The organism is Kitasatospora sp. NPDC093806 (assembly GCF_040683335.1).
Classification (GTDB): Bacteria; Actinomycetota; Actinomycetes; order Streptomycetales; family Streptomycetaceae; genus Kitasatospora.
Genome location: NZ_JBFBDO010000021.1, coordinates 83,588 through 97,063, shown reverse-complemented (window position 1 = coordinate 97,063; position 13,476 = coordinate 83,588). Strand labels below are relative to the sequence as shown.

At 71.6% G+C, this 13,476-nt stretch carries 17 protein-coding genes; 12 read left to right on the top strand and 5 right to left on the bottom strand.

Features of this window, described 5'->3' with window-relative positions; all coding sequences use genetic code 11:
* Window positions 1–76: 76 nt before the first annotated feature.
* From AB0N76_RS13960 to AB0N76_RS13950, 3 genes are all read left to right on the top strand, one after another.
* Window positions 77–1,288 (top strand): tetratricopeptide repeat protein, encoded by a 1,212-nt coding sequence (locus AB0N76_RS13960; protein WP_363556636.1) that lies wholly within the window; start codon window positions 77–79, stop codon window positions 1,286–1,288.
* A complete protein-coding gene (locus AB0N76_RS13955; RefSeq protein ID WP_363556634.1) occupies window positions 1,285–2,805 on the top strand; it encodes a nickel transporter in 1,521 nt (506 codons plus the stop codon). Before AB0N76_RS13960 ends, AB0N76_RS13955 begins: the two co-directional genes overlap by 4 nt.
* Window positions 2,806–2,919: 114 nt before the next feature.
* The gene (locus AB0N76_RS13950; protein ID WP_363556632.1) at window positions 2,920–3,549 is read left to right on the top strand and encodes a hypothetical protein; all 630 of its coding nucleotides are present in this window, start codon (window positions 2,920–2,922) and stop codon (window positions 3,547–3,549) included.
* Window positions 3,550–3,692: 143 nt separating this feature from the next.
* Here AB0N76_RS13950 and AB0N76_RS13945 read toward each other — a convergent pair whose 3' ends face one another.
* Together AB0N76_RS13945 and AB0N76_RS13940 are read right to left on the bottom strand one after the other, a co-directional pair.
* Window positions 3,693–4,292, bottom strand: a complete 600-nt coding sequence (locus AB0N76_RS13945) for a choice-of-anchor C family protein (RefSeq protein ID WP_363556630.1) — start codon at window positions 4,290–4,292, stop codon at window positions 3,693–3,695.
* 327 nt (window positions 4,293–4,619) lie between these two features.
* Window positions 4,620–5,213, bottom strand: coding sequence for a helix-turn-helix domain-containing protein (locus tag AB0N76_RS13940; protein ID WP_363556628.1), 594 nt, complete (start codon window positions 5,211–5,213; stop codon window positions 4,620–4,622).
* Between the two features lie 141 nt (window positions 5,214–5,354).
* On the opposite strand from AB0N76_RS13940, the gene AB0N76_RS13935 reads away from it, so the two are divergent.
* Both AB0N76_RS13935 and AB0N76_RS13930 read left to right on the top strand, forming a co-directional pair.
* Window positions 5,355–6,155: an SDR family oxidoreductase gene (locus AB0N76_RS13935; protein WP_363556626.1), complete on the top strand. Its 801-nt coding sequence runs from the start codon at window positions 5,355–5,357 to the stop codon at window positions 6,153–6,155.
* A gap of 125 nt (window positions 6,156–6,280) precedes the next feature.
* Window positions 6,281–6,832 (top strand): VanZ family protein, encoded by a 552-nt coding sequence (locus AB0N76_RS13930; protein ID WP_363556624.1) that lies wholly within the window; start codon window positions 6,281–6,283, stop codon window positions 6,830–6,832.
* Between the two features lie 33 nt (window positions 6,833–6,865).
* Here AB0N76_RS13930 and AB0N76_RS13925 read toward each other — a convergent pair whose 3' ends face one another.
* Together AB0N76_RS13925 and AB0N76_RS13920 are read right to left on the bottom strand one after the other, a co-directional pair.
* Window positions 6,866–7,108 (bottom strand): DUF397 domain-containing protein, encoded by a 243-nt coding sequence (locus AB0N76_RS13925; RefSeq protein ID WP_363556622.1) that lies wholly within the window; start codon window positions 7,106–7,108, stop codon window positions 6,866–6,868.
* Between the two features lie 2 nt (window positions 7,109–7,110).
* Window positions 7,111–7,983, bottom strand: coding sequence for a helix-turn-helix transcriptional regulator (locus AB0N76_RS13920; protein WP_363556620.1), 873 nt, complete (start codon window positions 7,981–7,983; stop codon window positions 7,111–7,113).
* A 143-nt stretch (window positions 7,984–8,126) separates the two neighbouring features.
* Here AB0N76_RS13920 and AB0N76_RS13915 point away from each other — a divergent pair, with 143 nt between their 5' ends.
* Both AB0N76_RS13915 and AB0N76_RS13910 read left to right on the top strand, forming a co-directional pair.
* Window positions 8,127–8,615 carry an ATP-binding protein gene (locus AB0N76_RS13915; RefSeq protein ID WP_363556618.1) on the top strand — a complete coding sequence of 163 codons (489 nt, stop codon included), beginning with the start codon at window positions 8,127–8,129 and terminating at the stop codon, window positions 8,613–8,615.
* On the top strand, window positions 8,596–8,769 hold the full coding sequence (locus AB0N76_RS13910; protein ID WP_363556616.1) for a hypothetical protein: 174 nt from the start codon (window positions 8,596–8,598) through the stop codon (window positions 8,767–8,769). Before AB0N76_RS13915 ends, AB0N76_RS13910 begins: the two co-directional genes overlap by 20 nt.
* A 45-nt stretch (window positions 8,770–8,814) precedes the next feature.
* Here the strand turns inward: AB0N76_RS13910 and cutA are convergent, their stop codons facing one another.
* On the bottom strand, window positions 8,815–9,141 hold the full coding sequence (gene cutA / locus AB0N76_RS13905) for a divalent-cation tolerance protein CutA (RefSeq protein ID WP_363556638.1): 327 nt from the start codon (window positions 9,139–9,141) through the stop codon (window positions 8,815–8,817).
* A 265-nt stretch (window positions 9,142–9,406) separates the two neighbouring features.
* Between cutA and AB0N76_RS13900 the strand changes: the two genes are divergently transcribed.
* From AB0N76_RS13900 to AB0N76_RS13880, 5 genes are all read left to right on the top strand, one after another.
* Entirely contained in the window at window positions 9,407–9,919 is a 513-nt protein-coding gene (locus AB0N76_RS13900; protein WP_363556614.1) for a DUF6879 family protein, read from the top strand.
* A gap of 9 nt (window positions 9,920–9,928) precedes the next feature.
* On the top strand, window positions 9,929–10,777 hold the full coding sequence (locus AB0N76_RS13895) for a helix-turn-helix transcriptional regulator (protein ID WP_363556612.1): 849 nt from the start codon (window positions 9,929–9,931) through the stop codon (window positions 10,775–10,777).
* Between the two features lie 99 nt (window positions 10,778–10,876).
* Entirely contained in the window at window positions 10,877–11,386 is a 510-nt protein-coding gene (locus AB0N76_RS13890) for a hypothetical protein (RefSeq protein ID WP_363556610.1), read from the top strand.
* 81 nt (window positions 11,387–11,467) lie between these two features.
* A complete protein-coding gene (locus AB0N76_RS13885; RefSeq protein WP_363556608.1) occupies window positions 11,468–12,136 on the top strand; it encodes a class I SAM-dependent methyltransferase in 669 nt (222 codons plus the stop codon).
* A 156-nt stretch (window positions 12,137–12,292) separates the two neighbouring features.
* Entirely contained in the window at window positions 12,293–13,474 is a 1,182-nt protein-coding gene (locus AB0N76_RS13880; RefSeq protein ID WP_363556606.1) for a hypothetical protein, read from the top strand.
* The last annotated feature ends 2 nt before the right edge of the window (window positions 13,475–13,476 follow it).

The window sequence follows — 13,476 nt, the reverse complement described above, 5'->3', positions numbered from 1 at the left end:
GCCCGGTCGATCTCGGCGAGCGCCAACCGGGCCCAGCCGTCCGGGTCCTGCGGCCGCGCCCGGTGGTCCCGGTGCCGTGAGCCCGTCCACTTCCGGCACCGTCGCGGAGCCGGACCCGGTGGCCGCCGCCCGCGCCGCGACCGAGCAGCGGCCGCAGGACCCGGACGGCTGGGCCCGGTTGGCGCTCGCCGAGATCGACCGGGCCCGCCTCACCCTGGACGCCGCCGACCTCGCCGCCGCCGAACAGTCCCTGCGCCGTTCGCTCGCCCTGCGCCCCGAGCGCAACTACGACGCCGTCCTCGGCCTGGGCCAACTCTCCGCCGCCCGCCATGAGTTCGGGCAGGCCGAGGAGTACGCCCGGCAGGCCACCGTGATGGCCCCCGACCGCCCCGCCGGTTACGCCGTCCTCGCCGACGCCGAGATCCAGCTCGGCGACTACCCGGCCGCCACCGCCGCCGCCCAACGCCTGCTCGACCTCGCCCCGACCGTCGCCGGCTACACCCGCGCCGCGTACGACCTGGAGACCCACGGGCGTGCCGCGGAGGCCCGGATCGCCCTCGACCGGGCCCGCGAGAGCGCGACGAACCCCGCCGACCAGGCCTTCTGTGAGCACCGGTTGGGCGACCTCGCCTGGGAGGACGGCCGGATCGAGGAGGCCGGGCAGCACTACCGGGCCGCCCTCGCCGCCGCCCCCGCCGACCGGAACGCCGAGGCCGGCCTCGCCCGCGTCCTCGCCGCGCAGGGCGCCGTCGACGAGGCGGCGGCCCGCTACCGGGCGCTGGCCGCCCGCGCGCCGGTCCCGCAATTCCTGCTGGAGCAGGCGGAGTTGCTGCTGGCAGACGGCAGGGCGGCGGAAGCCGCCGAACCGCTGGCCGCGCTGGCGGCGGAGGTCCGGCTGCTGCGATCCGCCGGACCGGGCGCACCCGTCGACCCCTACCTCGGCCGCTACCTGGCCGACCACGGCGACCCCGCCACCGCCGTCACCCTGCTGCGCGGCGAGTGGGCGGCCCGGCGCAGCGTGCTGGTCGCCGACGCCCTCGGCTGGGCCCTGCACCGGGCCGGCCAGGACGCCGAGGCCCTCGACCTGCTGCACGAGGCGGCGCGCACCGGCTGGCACAGCGCGGCGTTCGACTACCACCTGGGTGTGGTCGAGCACGCCCTCGGCCACCGCGCCGAGGCCGCCGACCATCTGCGCGCCGCGCTCGCCCGCAACCCCCGGTTCTCCCCGTACCACGCGCCCGAGGCGGCCGCGCTGCTCGCCCAGCTCCCCGAAGGAGAGCCCGAATGACCCGCCCACCGGCCCGGCACCGCCTGCGCGCCGCACTCGCGACCGGCCTGCTCGCCGTCGTGGCCGCCGCCGGCCCCGCACCCGCCGCCCATGCCCACCCGCTCGGCAACTTCACCGTCAACCGGTACGACGGCCTGCGGCTGCTGCCCGACCGGATCGAGGACACCGCCGTCGTCGACACCGCCGAGATCCCCACCGCCCAGGAGCAGACGGCCACCGACACCGACCGCGACGGCCGGGTCAGCGAACCGGAGGCGGCCGCGCGGGCGGGCGTCCGGTGCGGCGAACTGGCCGTCGCGGCACGGGGGTCGGTGGACGGGGCGGCCGTGCGCTGGGAGGTCGCCGGTGCGGCGCTGGAGTACCGCCCCGGCGCCGCCGACCTCCCCACCGCCCGGCTCAGCTGCACCCTGCGCGCGCCGGCCGACCTCAGCCGCCCGGCCGCCGTCACCTTCGACTCCGGGGCCGACCGGGGCCGGGTGGGCTGGAAGGAGGTCAGCGCGAGCGGCGACCACGTCCGGCTGTCCGCCTCCGACGTCCCGGCGGCCAGCGTCAGCGACGAACTGCGCGTCTATCCGGAGGAGTTGGCGGGTCAGCCGCCGGCGGTGGTGTCGGCGGCGCTGCGGACCGAGCCGTCGGCGGAGGGGACGGCCGCTCCGGGGCGGGCGGCGCGTTCCGGAGGCGCGGCGCAGGCGCCGCCCGGTGGGGAACCCGTACTGTTCCCGGCGCTGGAACGGCGGTTGGCCGCGCTCGCCACGACGACGGACCTCACCGTCCCGGTCGGCCTGCTCGCCCTCGGCCTCGCGCTGCTGCTCGGGGCCGGTCACGCCGCCCTCCCCGGTCACGCCAAGCTCGCCGTCGCCGCCTGCCTGGCCCGGCGCCGGGGCGGGGTCCGCGCGGCGGTCGCGGTCGGGGCCACGGTGACGGCCACCCACACGGCGGGGGTGCTGATCACGGGGCTGGTGCTGACGGCGTCGATGACGCTGGTCGGCGAGCACCTGCTCGGCTGGCTCGGCGCGGCGGGTGGCGCCCTGATCGCGGCGATCGGGGCGGGGCTGGTGGTCACCGCCCTCCGCGGCCTGGCGGGCGGCGGGTATCGTCACCATCATCACGACCACGACCACGATCACGATCACGATCACGGCCACGATGGGCAGCACGACCATCACCATCACCATCACCACCATCGCCACCACGGCGGCAGGCTGTCCCTGCTCGGTGTGGGGCTGGCGGGCGGGCTCGTCCCCAGCCCGTCGGCCCTGGTGATCCTGCTGGGCGCGGTCGCCCTCGGCCGGACGTCCTTCGGTGTGCTGCTCGTCCTCGGCTACGGGGCGGGCATGGCCCTCGCCCTCACCGCCGCCGGCCTCCTCCTCTCCGGCACCGGCACCCGTCTCGCCGCCCTCGGCACGACCCGCCTCCCGGCCCTCCGCCGCTGGACGCCCTACGGGAGCCTGGTGACGGCGCTGGTGGTGCTGGTGGTGGGGTTGGGGTTGGTGGTCCGGAGCGTGGCGCTGTGGTGAGGTCGTACTCCTGATACTCGATGTCCTCGTGCGCCCCTGGCCGGTACGCTGCGCTGCGCCGACGAGCGGCGCGGAGATCGCGGGGTGCGCCCCGCCGGGACGGGGGAGGTCCGGATGGACCAGGCGATGGACCAGGCGGCGGCAGTCGAGCCGACGGAGGAGCCGGAGGAACTGCAGGGTGGCGGTCGGCGCCCGTCCGCCCGGCGCCGGGTGCTCGTCGGCGCTGTCGCCGTCGTGGCCGTGGCGGCGGTGACCGGGGGCGTGGTGCTGGTCGGGGGCGACGACGCCGAGCCCGTCGTGCGGCAGACGCTCTGCGGCCTGCCGCGCGCGTCCGGCACCCCGTTGAACGCGCTGCTGCCGAAGGGCCGGGCCGGGGTGGAGGAGCGGCGGGAGACGCCGGCCGAGGGTGACCTGGGTGCCCTGCGGACCTGCACGATCACGGTGGACGGCGAGGAGGCCCTCACCGTCCGCCTGCTGAGCTCGAAGGCCGAGGTCAGCGACTCGCAGGGCGGCGTCTCGGCCGGAGAGCTGGCCGGCCGCGGGGTCAGGACGGAGCTGGGCACCGCCGCGGCGGTGGACCGCTGCGCGAGCGACCCGACCCGAGTGGCGTTCGTCTCGGTGATGCTGGACCCCGGCCTGTTCCCCTCGCGGGCGGACGAGTCGGCCGTCGCCGCGCAGAAGCGCGAGCTGGCGGCGTTGGCGGAGACCCTGCGCGCGGAGCAGGAGCCGGACGTCTGCCGCTGAGGCCCTTGGTCGGCCCGGATCCCGACGGAACACGGGTGCCGCCCGCACCGCGAGGGGGGAGACGCGGGGCGGGCGGCGGTCCGGTGCGGTTCCGGTGGGTTCAGCGGTGGTGGCGGCGCGGGCCCGCGCCGGTCATCCGCCCGTCACCCGCCGCAACACGGCTTGCACTCCTTCACCTGGACGTTGTCGAGCACCGGCCCGTACGCCCCCGCCACCGTGCTGGCGAAGGTCAGGGTGGTGGAGGTGTTCTGCGCGACGAAGCTGAACTGCCGCCCCACGTACCCCATCGCGGCCATGGTCTTGCCGGTGGAGTCGAAGGAGAAGTCCTGGAAGTCCTGGCCGTCGATCAGCGCCCGGCCGGTCTTGACGGCCGGTCCGCCCGCGGGGTTGGCGGCCAGGGCGTAGGTGACGGAGTAGGTGGTGCCGGGGACGGTGGTGAAGGTCTGGGCGATGGTGCCGGCGTTGCCGCCGTTGAGGTCGACGGACTGGTCGCCCTCGGCGGCCTGCCAGAAGCCGGCGCCGATCAGGTCGACGCTGCCGGCGGTGATCCGCCACGGGCCGATGACCTGACCGGCGGCCAGGCCGGTGAAGGAGTTCGCCGGGGCCTTGGGGGACTCGAAGCTGCCGTCGTCGAAGTGGCTGAGCGCGCGGTTCCCCCCGGCGGCGTGGGCCGGGACGGCGAGCGCGGTGGTGGCGGCCGCGAGCAGGGCGACGACGGTGGCGTGGGTGCGCGAGAGCTTCATGGGTTTCCTCCCCGAACGGATGTGGACGGACGAGTCCGGTAATGAACCGACGAGCCGATGATCGGCTGTGCACAGAGCGTCGACCGTCGTGGCAGCCGCTGCCAAGACCGGACGGGCGGCGCCCGGTGGTGCGGAAGGTTCGTGGACGGGCTCCCGCGCGCCGGTTTGGGGGAGGGGAGCCTGTGGTGGCCCGGCGAACGGGGTGGGGAGGGCGGTGCAGGGTGGGCGGCGGGCCCGCCGCATCGGGGTGGTGAGAGCGGGCTCGCGCGCCCCTCCCGCACCCCTTCTCCGGGGCGATGACCATACGAAACGACCGTCTTGCCAAGGTCACCCCAGGCGTGGACCGACCCCGTGGAGGAGGGTGTCGACGATCCGGGTCGCGAGCACGTCGGGATCCTGGTCCGGAGTCTCGGTGCCGTGCTCGCCGCCGTGCAGGGCCTCGCCGATCAGGGCGTAGAAGACCCGCCGCACCCACTCCAGGTCCGCGTCCGCCGCGATCACGCCCTCGCCCTGGGCTCGGCCGAGCAGTTCGACGCAGCGGCGGGCGATCTCGGCGTGGGTGCGGGCGGCCTGTTCGCTCTGGAGGACGGCCGGGCCGAGCGCGAAGCCCCAAGCTCCCTTCACCCGCAGCACGTTGGCGGTCGCGCGGTGCAGGGCGACGAGCGGCGGGGCGGTCTCCGGGTAGCCGTCCTCGATGGCCTCTGCGAGCTTGGCGGCGGCCTCGGCGGCCAGTGCCTCGACCAGGGCCTGCCGGTTGGCGAACCGCCGGTGGACGGTGGTCCGGGTGACCCCGGCGGCCTCCGCGACCTGTTCCATGGACGCGCCCGGGTTGGCGGCCAGGACGCGTTCCGCGGCCGCGAGGATCGCGCGGACGCTGCGTTCGGCGTCGGCGCGCAGCGGACGCCCGGCGGTGTTGCTCATGTGTGTGCCTCCAGCTCTGCCGTACCGGGGAACGGTACAGCGGGGGAACGGCTCGTCCACTAACTGCAACAAGGGTGTTGCAGATCTCTGATTATCCGATACTCTCGTGTCACAGATCGAGCTGACAAGAGGAGCAACACCGTGCCTACCGCCTCCACCGCCCTGATCACCGGCGCGTCCTCCGGCATCGGTGCCGAGTTCGCCGCCCAGCTCGCCGCGCGCGGCCACGACCTCGTCCTGGTCGCCCGCTCGGCCGACCGCCTGGAGGAGCTCGCCAAGCGCCTCGGTGACGCCCACGGCATCACGGCCCACGTCCTCGTCCAGGACCTCGCCGTCCCGGACGCCGCCCGCCGCATCGGCGCCGAGCTCGACGAGCGCGGCCTCACCGTGGACCTGCTGGTCAACAACGCCGGCTTCGGCACCAGCGGGCGCTTCGAGGCCATCGACGGGCAGCGCGACCACGACCAGCTGATGGTCAACGTCGTCGCCCTGGTCGACCTCACCCATGAGCTCCTGCCCGGCATGCTCGCGCGCGGCAAGGGCTCGGTGATCAACGTGGCGTCCACGGCCGCCTTCCAGCCGACCCCGTACCTGGCCGTCTACGGCGCGTCGAAGACCTTCGTGCTGAACTTCAGCATGGCGCTGCGCCAGGAGTACCGGGGCCGCGGGATTCGCGTCCTCGCCTTCTGCCCGGGGCCGGTGGAGACGGCGTTCTTCGAGGTCATCGGCACTCGGAAGGCCGCCGTCACGGGTTCCTTCGCCACCCCCGAGTCGGTGGTCAAGGCCGCGCTGAAGGCGCTCGCCGCCGACCGCGCCTATGTGACTCCGGGGCTGAGCAACGCCCTCAACGCCCACCTGACGCCGCGCCGGCCGCGCGTCCTCGTCGCGGCCATCGCCGAACGCATGTCGCGCGGCGTCCGCGACGCCCGGCAAGGAGGGTGAGCTTCACCGTTCGAACTCCGAAATCCCTTCAAGTGCACCCGGCTGGACCACACTTGGTGTGATCGTGAACAGACCTTTTCGATTTCTGCCAGAACCGTTGGTGGTTTGCGGGCGTCCGTTGGTGCGTGATCAAGACTGTTTTGCACGGGCTGCCGATGTTCTGGCCCGGGCTGTTCGCCTCACTGGTGCCGGCCGCGCTGCTGAACCGGCCGGTGGGGCGGCTGCTGCGCGCGCACTGGAGCGTGGGCTTCTTGCTGCTGCTCGCGCTGGGCGGGGTGGCCACGCTGACCTTGCTGCCCACGACGCCGCGCGCGTTCTGGCAGGACCTGGGGTGGGACGGCGTCGTCCACCACTGCACGTTCGGTGTGATCCGGGTTCGTCCGCCGGGGGAGTGGTTCACCTCGCGGCAGGCCGATCTGAATATTCTGATGTTCGCGCCGATCGGCGTCGTCGCGGCGCTCGCCGGTTCCCGCCGCAGGGCGGTCGCGGTGCTGGCCGCCGGTGCCGCCCTCCCCTTTGTTTTGGAGGCCGCCCAATACGCCGCCCCCGCCATCGGTCGTGCCTGCGACGCGCAGGACGTCTGTGACTGCCTCGTCGGCCTGGTACTGGGCGCGGTGGTCGGTGCCCTGGCTCGCCCGCTCAGCCGTACAGCGGGAATCTGTACGGCCCGCCGCTGACGAAGCGACGGGCCGTGCGGATGGAGCGGGTCGTCAGACCTCGGCGGTGGCGGCGAAGGCGACGAAGGCCTGCCACCCGTCGGGGCTGAAGGTGAGGTGCGGGCCGCCCTTGTCCTTGGAGTCACGGACGAGGACGGCGGCGGTGATCTCCGCTACCTCGACGCACTCAGCGGGACCCTCGTTGCTGCTGTAGCTGCTCTTGTGCCAGGCGATTTCGACACAGGCAGCGTCCTCGTTCGTGCTGTAGCTGCTCTTGAACCACGTAAACTCGGCCATGCTCACAGTTCTCCCAGAATCTGCTCGATCAGGGCCAGGGTCTCCCGCTGGCTCAGCGCCTCAGCCCGGATGCTGCTGTACCGTGCGGCCATATTACGGACCTCCTCGGGATCCGTGATCAACCTGTTGACATGCTGCGCCGCAACATAGCCGATCTGCGGCCGCCCGGCTGGCGTGAGCAGGATGAACGAGCCGCCCATCCCCGAGTGTTCGGTCCTGCTCGTCGGCATCACCTGAAGTTCAGGACCGCGAATCTGGCCGACCTTGAGCAGGTGCTCCAACTGTCCTGCGTGCACCTCTCGGCCGCCCACCGGACGCCTCAAGACGCCCTCGTCGATCACCCAGCTGATCACGGGCAGCGGCCAGCGAGTGAGGAGCTTCTGCCGTTCCAGTCGGGCGGCCACCCACTCGTCCACCTGTTCCGGGGAGAGCAGGGGGCGTCGCATCTCGTACAGCGCGCGAATGTACGCCTCAGTCTGAAGCAGGCCCGGCACGACCATCGTGCTGAAGTCGTGGATCTCGATGGCCTTCGCTTCCTCGCTGGTGAAGGCCTTGGAGTAGGCCGGGTGCCGGCTGGTCACCCTCACCTTCGCCTTCATCACGTCGTCGGCGACGGCAATCAACGCCCCTCCCGCGTTCAGCAGTTCGTCCGCCGCCGTCAGGAACTCGATTCTCGGCGTCCGCCGGCCGCGCTCGACCGAGCCGATGTGGTCCTCGGTGAAACCGATCCTCTCGGACATCTGGCGCTGCGTCAGGCCCGCCCGCTCCCGAAAAAGCTTCACCAACTTCCCTACCGCGCTGAAGAACTCCGCCACCCCCTCGGAGCCCTCCGGCATGTCGTCGGCCTCGAACACCGTCCGCTCGATCCCGGCCATGGAATCCACCCACCCTTGCTCGCCCGTACGTTCGCTCGGTTAATCACGACCCACCCGCAGGTAAGCGCTCCGCATCCGACCAATAACCCTGAGTACTGATCGAATGCATGGTCAGCGTACGCCCGGGCCGTCACGCTTTACCCATGAAGTCCGAATTCCCCCGGGATAACGAATCCCCGCGCGCCCACGCCGCGCTCCTCTCCTCCACCCCCAAAGGAGCCGCGATCGGCCGTCGCATCGCCAGGCAGCACCTCACCTCCTGGGGTATCAACTCCCGCGCCCCCGAGGCTTTTCACTCCGCGCTCCTGATCGTCGCGGAGCTGGCCACCAACGCCTCCACCCACGGGCGCGTGCCGGGGCGCGGGTTCGAGTTGGCGCTCTCCCTCACCACCGCGCGCCGTTCGCGCACCACCGTGCTCCGCATCGAGGTGTCCGACTGCCGGGGCGACCGCCACCCCGTCCTCCCCGGCGCCTGTTCCCCCAACTCCCAGTCCGGGCGCGGTCTCACGCTCATCGACGCCCTCGCCTCCCGCTGGGGGACCGTCCCCCGTGACCCCAGCGCCAAGACCGTCTGGGCCGAGATCGACCTCACCTCCACCGACGCCCCCACCCATGCAACCGACGCCGTCTGAACTCCCCAGCGCCACCCACGTGGCGGCGCTGACCGTCCTCCCGCTCACCCTCCTGCTCGCTCTCACCGCGTGGGCCTTCCCCCACCGCACTGCTCACCCCACCGAACCGCCCACCCCCAACCCCACCGTCACCACCATCGCCCCGTCCCCCTGAAACTCCCCCCCCCGCACAGGAAGTCGGGCCCGCCGACTTCCTGTGCTACTCGCCGGCCGTCTCCGCCCGCACCCACTCCAGGTACTCGGAACTCCCCGTCACCACCGGCACGGCGACGACCTCCGGAGTGTCGTACTCGTGCCGCTCGCCGATGAACCGCTCCAGCGCCTCGGCCAGGCCGGCGCGCGTCTTGAAGTCGATCCGCCACTCGGCCGCGTCCTGCACCGCGCCCTCCCACCAGTACACGGACTGGATCCGGTACACCTGCGCACACGCCGCGAGCCGCGCCCGCACCACGTCCGCCGCCAGCGCCCGCGCCTTCGCCTCGTCGTCGTGCGTGGTGGTCACCACGAGGACGTCACCGCTTCTCATCGTCATACGAAGCAGCCTAGGGGGCCTAGGACGTGCCCCTCGGTGTACTCGACGACAGCACGGCATGTCGGACCGTCGGAATCGGAAACGCCTGACATGCCGGTCGTGTGCGCGCCAGGATGAATCCATCGGTTGTGCAACTACGCGGGGCACTCGGCTGGCGTGCCCGACCACGAGACCGTGATCCGCCTCCCGGAAGAAACGATCAAGTTCGTCGTGGACCTCGCCGCAAGGCTGGCCACGCAAGAGGAAGAGAAGAAGCAGCGTGGCCAACCCGATCGCCACCGCCATGGCGGAGGCCGAGTTCTCCGCCGTGCACCTGGAGATGCGCGACACCTACACGCCGAACGACCCGCAGTTCCAGCGCTATCGGGAGGGCCTTCGCTACGGCCCCGACGACCGGCCGGCGTGGTTCCGGAACTGGACCGACTTCGCCGGAGAGGCGATCGACCGCGGCGTGGTCATGCGCCGGGCTCGTCTCGTCTCCGAGCCGGTCACGGAGTACATCCGCTACGAGCACCACGTGACATTCCTCAACGTGGCCATCGGCGAGCAGGTCCGCTGGCTTCCACGCCGGTTGGCGGCAGACATTGCTCTGCCCGGAACCGACCTGTGGATGTTCGACGACTCCAGGATCATGTTTACCTTCTTCTCGGGTGACGGGGATGTGGTGGACCGGGAGTGGACGAGCGAACCCGACATCGTTCGACTCGTGAAGAACGCCTTCGAGACCGTGTGGCATAGGGCGACTCCGCACGAGGACTACGTGCTCAAGTAGTCGAACGAGATGCGTACCTCTCGCTCGTCGAGCGTTCAGCAGGCCCGGAAAGCTCTGGCCGAACGGCTCAAGGAGATCCGCAAGGACTCCGGGCTCACCGGGCCTGCTCTCGCCCTCGCTTGCGGCTGGAGCAAGTCGAAGTGCTCCCGCATCGAGAACGCGATCACCGCACCGTCCGAGCAGGACATCAGGGATTGGTGCCGGGCCTGCGGAGCCGATGGCCAGGCCGCGGACCTGGTGGCTTCCCTCCGTTCGGTGGAGACCATGTTCACCGAGTGGCGACGCATGGAGCGGAGCGGGCTCAAGCGCGCCCAGGAGATGGTCCTGCCGTTGTACGAGCGAACCACGCGGTTCCGGGCGTACACGCCTGGCATCCTGCACGGTCTCCTCCAGACCCGGGACTACACCCGCTCGGTACTCCGGGCCACCCAACGTCGGCGTGTTGCTGTGGACGACGTGGAAGCGGCCGTGCAGGTGCGCATGGAGCGGCAGGAGATCTTGAAGGACCACGGGAAGACCTTCGCCTTCATCATCGAAGAGGCATGCCTGCACCACGGCCTTGGAGGTGCGGAGGTGGCCGCCGGCCAACTTGCCCACCTGATCTCTGTCGCGTCCCTGGCCAACGTGAGCCTGGGAATCGTCCCGAGGGGCTACTTGCGTCACTCGATGCACGTCGAAGCGTTCTCGCTCTACGACTCGTCGCAGGTCAACGTCGAACTCGTCTCCGGGTACCTCCAGATCACACAGCCCTCCGAAGTGGCCATGTACGTCAGCCGGTTCGGGGAGCTGTCCGCAGATGCCGTGCACGGCTCCGCCGCGCGCACCCTGATCACAGAGGCGATCGACTCTCTCGGGTGACTGCCGTGCAACCGCGTGCAACTTCCTGGCACCGGCTGTAGTCGACTCCCTACGGTCTATCACACACCCCCACCGCCACCGAAGAGAGAGGGACGAACCATGACCGTTGCGCTGGAAGCGCCTGCGGAGACCGAGTTCCGTGACCCCCGCGCGCTCCTCAACGCGGTTCGGCCGTACGTCAAGGAGCTGACGTACAACGTGTTCGAGGGCCCCGGCAACACCGGCGACCTGTACGACCGCGAGATCGCGCTCCTGCTCCGCGACAACACCATGGTCCGCAACATGGCGGAGCGGATCCTCGACAACGCCATCGCGTACACGATCACCGCCATGGAACACCCCGAGGTGCACCTGGGTGTCGGCAAGGTCGTGGACATCGGGGTCCACCAGCTCCTGCTGGACACGCCGGTGTACTTCGCCATCTGCGAGGCGTACAACGCCGGCCGGTACAAGCACCACGCCCCCCTGATCCAGCGACGTGGCGACGGCCTCGTGATCCGCACCGCCGAGTTCCTGCGCGGCAACGGGTTCGACGCCGACGAGGAGCTCTGGGCGGTCGACGGGGCGGACTGCTCCCCGTGTGACTCGAAGGTCCCCGACAGCCACTGATCGGAAAACCCAAGGTGCCCCTGCCCCCGTATCTTGGGGGCAGGGGCACCATCCTTCCAACTCCTCTTCAAAGGAAGCCCGTTGCCTGCACAGCACGACATCGAATCCGAGCGCGAACTCTGGGACACGTACGCGGCCGGCATCAAGGACGACGTCTTCGACGCCGGGCCGGTCTTCCGCTGGACCCAGTACGCCGACCACGGGCCCGGCCCGGAGCTGCTCGGATCGCCGGCCAGTGCATTGGAGATCGGGTGTGGCACCGGCCGCGCGTTGGCCACGCTGGCCGAGCGGGGGGTGAAGGTCACCGGCGTCGATCTCTCGCCCGTCATGGTCGAGAAGGTCTCCGACCGCTGGGGGCCCTCCGGCGTCCGGATCCACTGCGCCGAGGTCCTGGACTACCTGAGCGGCACCGACGAGACATGGGACGCGATCTACTCGGTATTCGGAGCGGTCTGGTTCACGGATCCCCTGAAGCTGTTCCCCCTCATCGCGTCCCGGCTGAACCCCGGCGGCGTCCTGGCCTTCTCGCAACCCCCCGCCATCCCCGGTGCCTACGGCCCGCAGGGCATGTACAAGGGAGGGTTCGCCGGGAGGGCGCTGTACACGTACCGCTACTCCTACACGCCCCGCAGGTGGGCCGACATGCTTCGACGGAGCGGATTCGAGTCGGTGAAGGCCGCGGTTCTCGACGCCCCGACCCAGGGGCACATCGGAACCCTGATCGTCACGGCCAGGACTCCGAAGGCCTGACAAGAACCCCCTGAATCGTTCGGGTCGCGCGCATCCGAGCCTCAGGCTCCGCCTCCGGAGGACCGCACGGCTCGGGTGTGCCACTGTGGAAACCAGGAGCGCCCCGATAGGGGTCCATCGGTGGCGACGGAGCGTGACAACACCGCGAGGTGACCGATGGGCGAGATCCTGATCAACACGACGACGGCGGGGATCCAGCAGCAGCCGGCGGTCGCCGAGCTGCTCCAGAGCCACTACCTGGTGGCCTGGCAGGACGCGAGCGCGTTCGCGATCAGGGGCCAGTTCCTCGGGGCGGGCGGGAGTCGCTTCCGGGAGGAGTTCATCGTCAACGGGCCGAGCGCGGACCCGTCCAACACCGACCGGAGGTTCCCCGCCGCCACCTCAACCGGGAACGGTCCGGTGGTCGTCTGGGTCGAGGCGGCGATCAACCCGCCGGGGCCCCGGCCGCACGTGAAGCTCCAGCGGTTCGACCTGGAGGCCCGCAAGGCCGGTCCGGAGATCCAGGTCAGCACCGACGACGTCGACCCCACCCAGCGACCGGGCGTCACCAGCACCATCGACGGGGGCTGCCTGGTGGTGTGGGCGGACGCGCGGTCCGACCGGCGCATCCGGGTCCAGCGGTTCCGGCCCGACGGGTCGAAGGCGGGCGACGAGCTCACCGTCAACGCGACGGACGGCTTCCACGAGAACCCGCTGGTCAAGCGGACCACCGGGGGCCACGTGGCGCTGTGGGGCCGGGACCCGTCCGCCGTCGCGGGCGGCGCGCTGGTACTCCGGGTGCTCGACTTCGAGGGCGCGCCGACGGCCGGTGAGGTGGTGCCCAACCTCTCCGGGTTCCACGGCGGGAAGGCGGTCACGCTGCTCGACGACGGCCGGTTCGTGATCGCCCACGTCCGGAAGCTCGGGCAGAGCGACATCGGGGTGGAGCTGAGCAACGTGATGGCGTCCGTGTTCCGGCCGGACGGCAGCAAGGAGGTCAGCCTCTTCGCCACCGACGCGGACGGGATCAACGCCTCCGCGCCGGCGCTCGCGCCGCTGCCGAACCGGCGGTTCGTGCTCGGCTGGGTGCAGAAGAGCGCCGAGACCTTCAGCACCGTTCCGACCGTCCGGGCCAAGGTCTTCGGCGCCGACGAGGGCACCGTCGCGGAGGAGATCGAGGTGAGCGAGGGCACGGCCGAGGACCGTTTCCAGCTCGCCGGCGCCTCGCTCCTCGACCTGGCCGTCGGCCCCCGGGTGCTGCTGGCCTGGGCCGACCGGGGCGCCGCCCCGACCGACCCCGCCGACTCCGCCGTCCGGGGGCGGGCGCTCACGGTCGATCCGTTCGGCCCGATCTCCTAGGT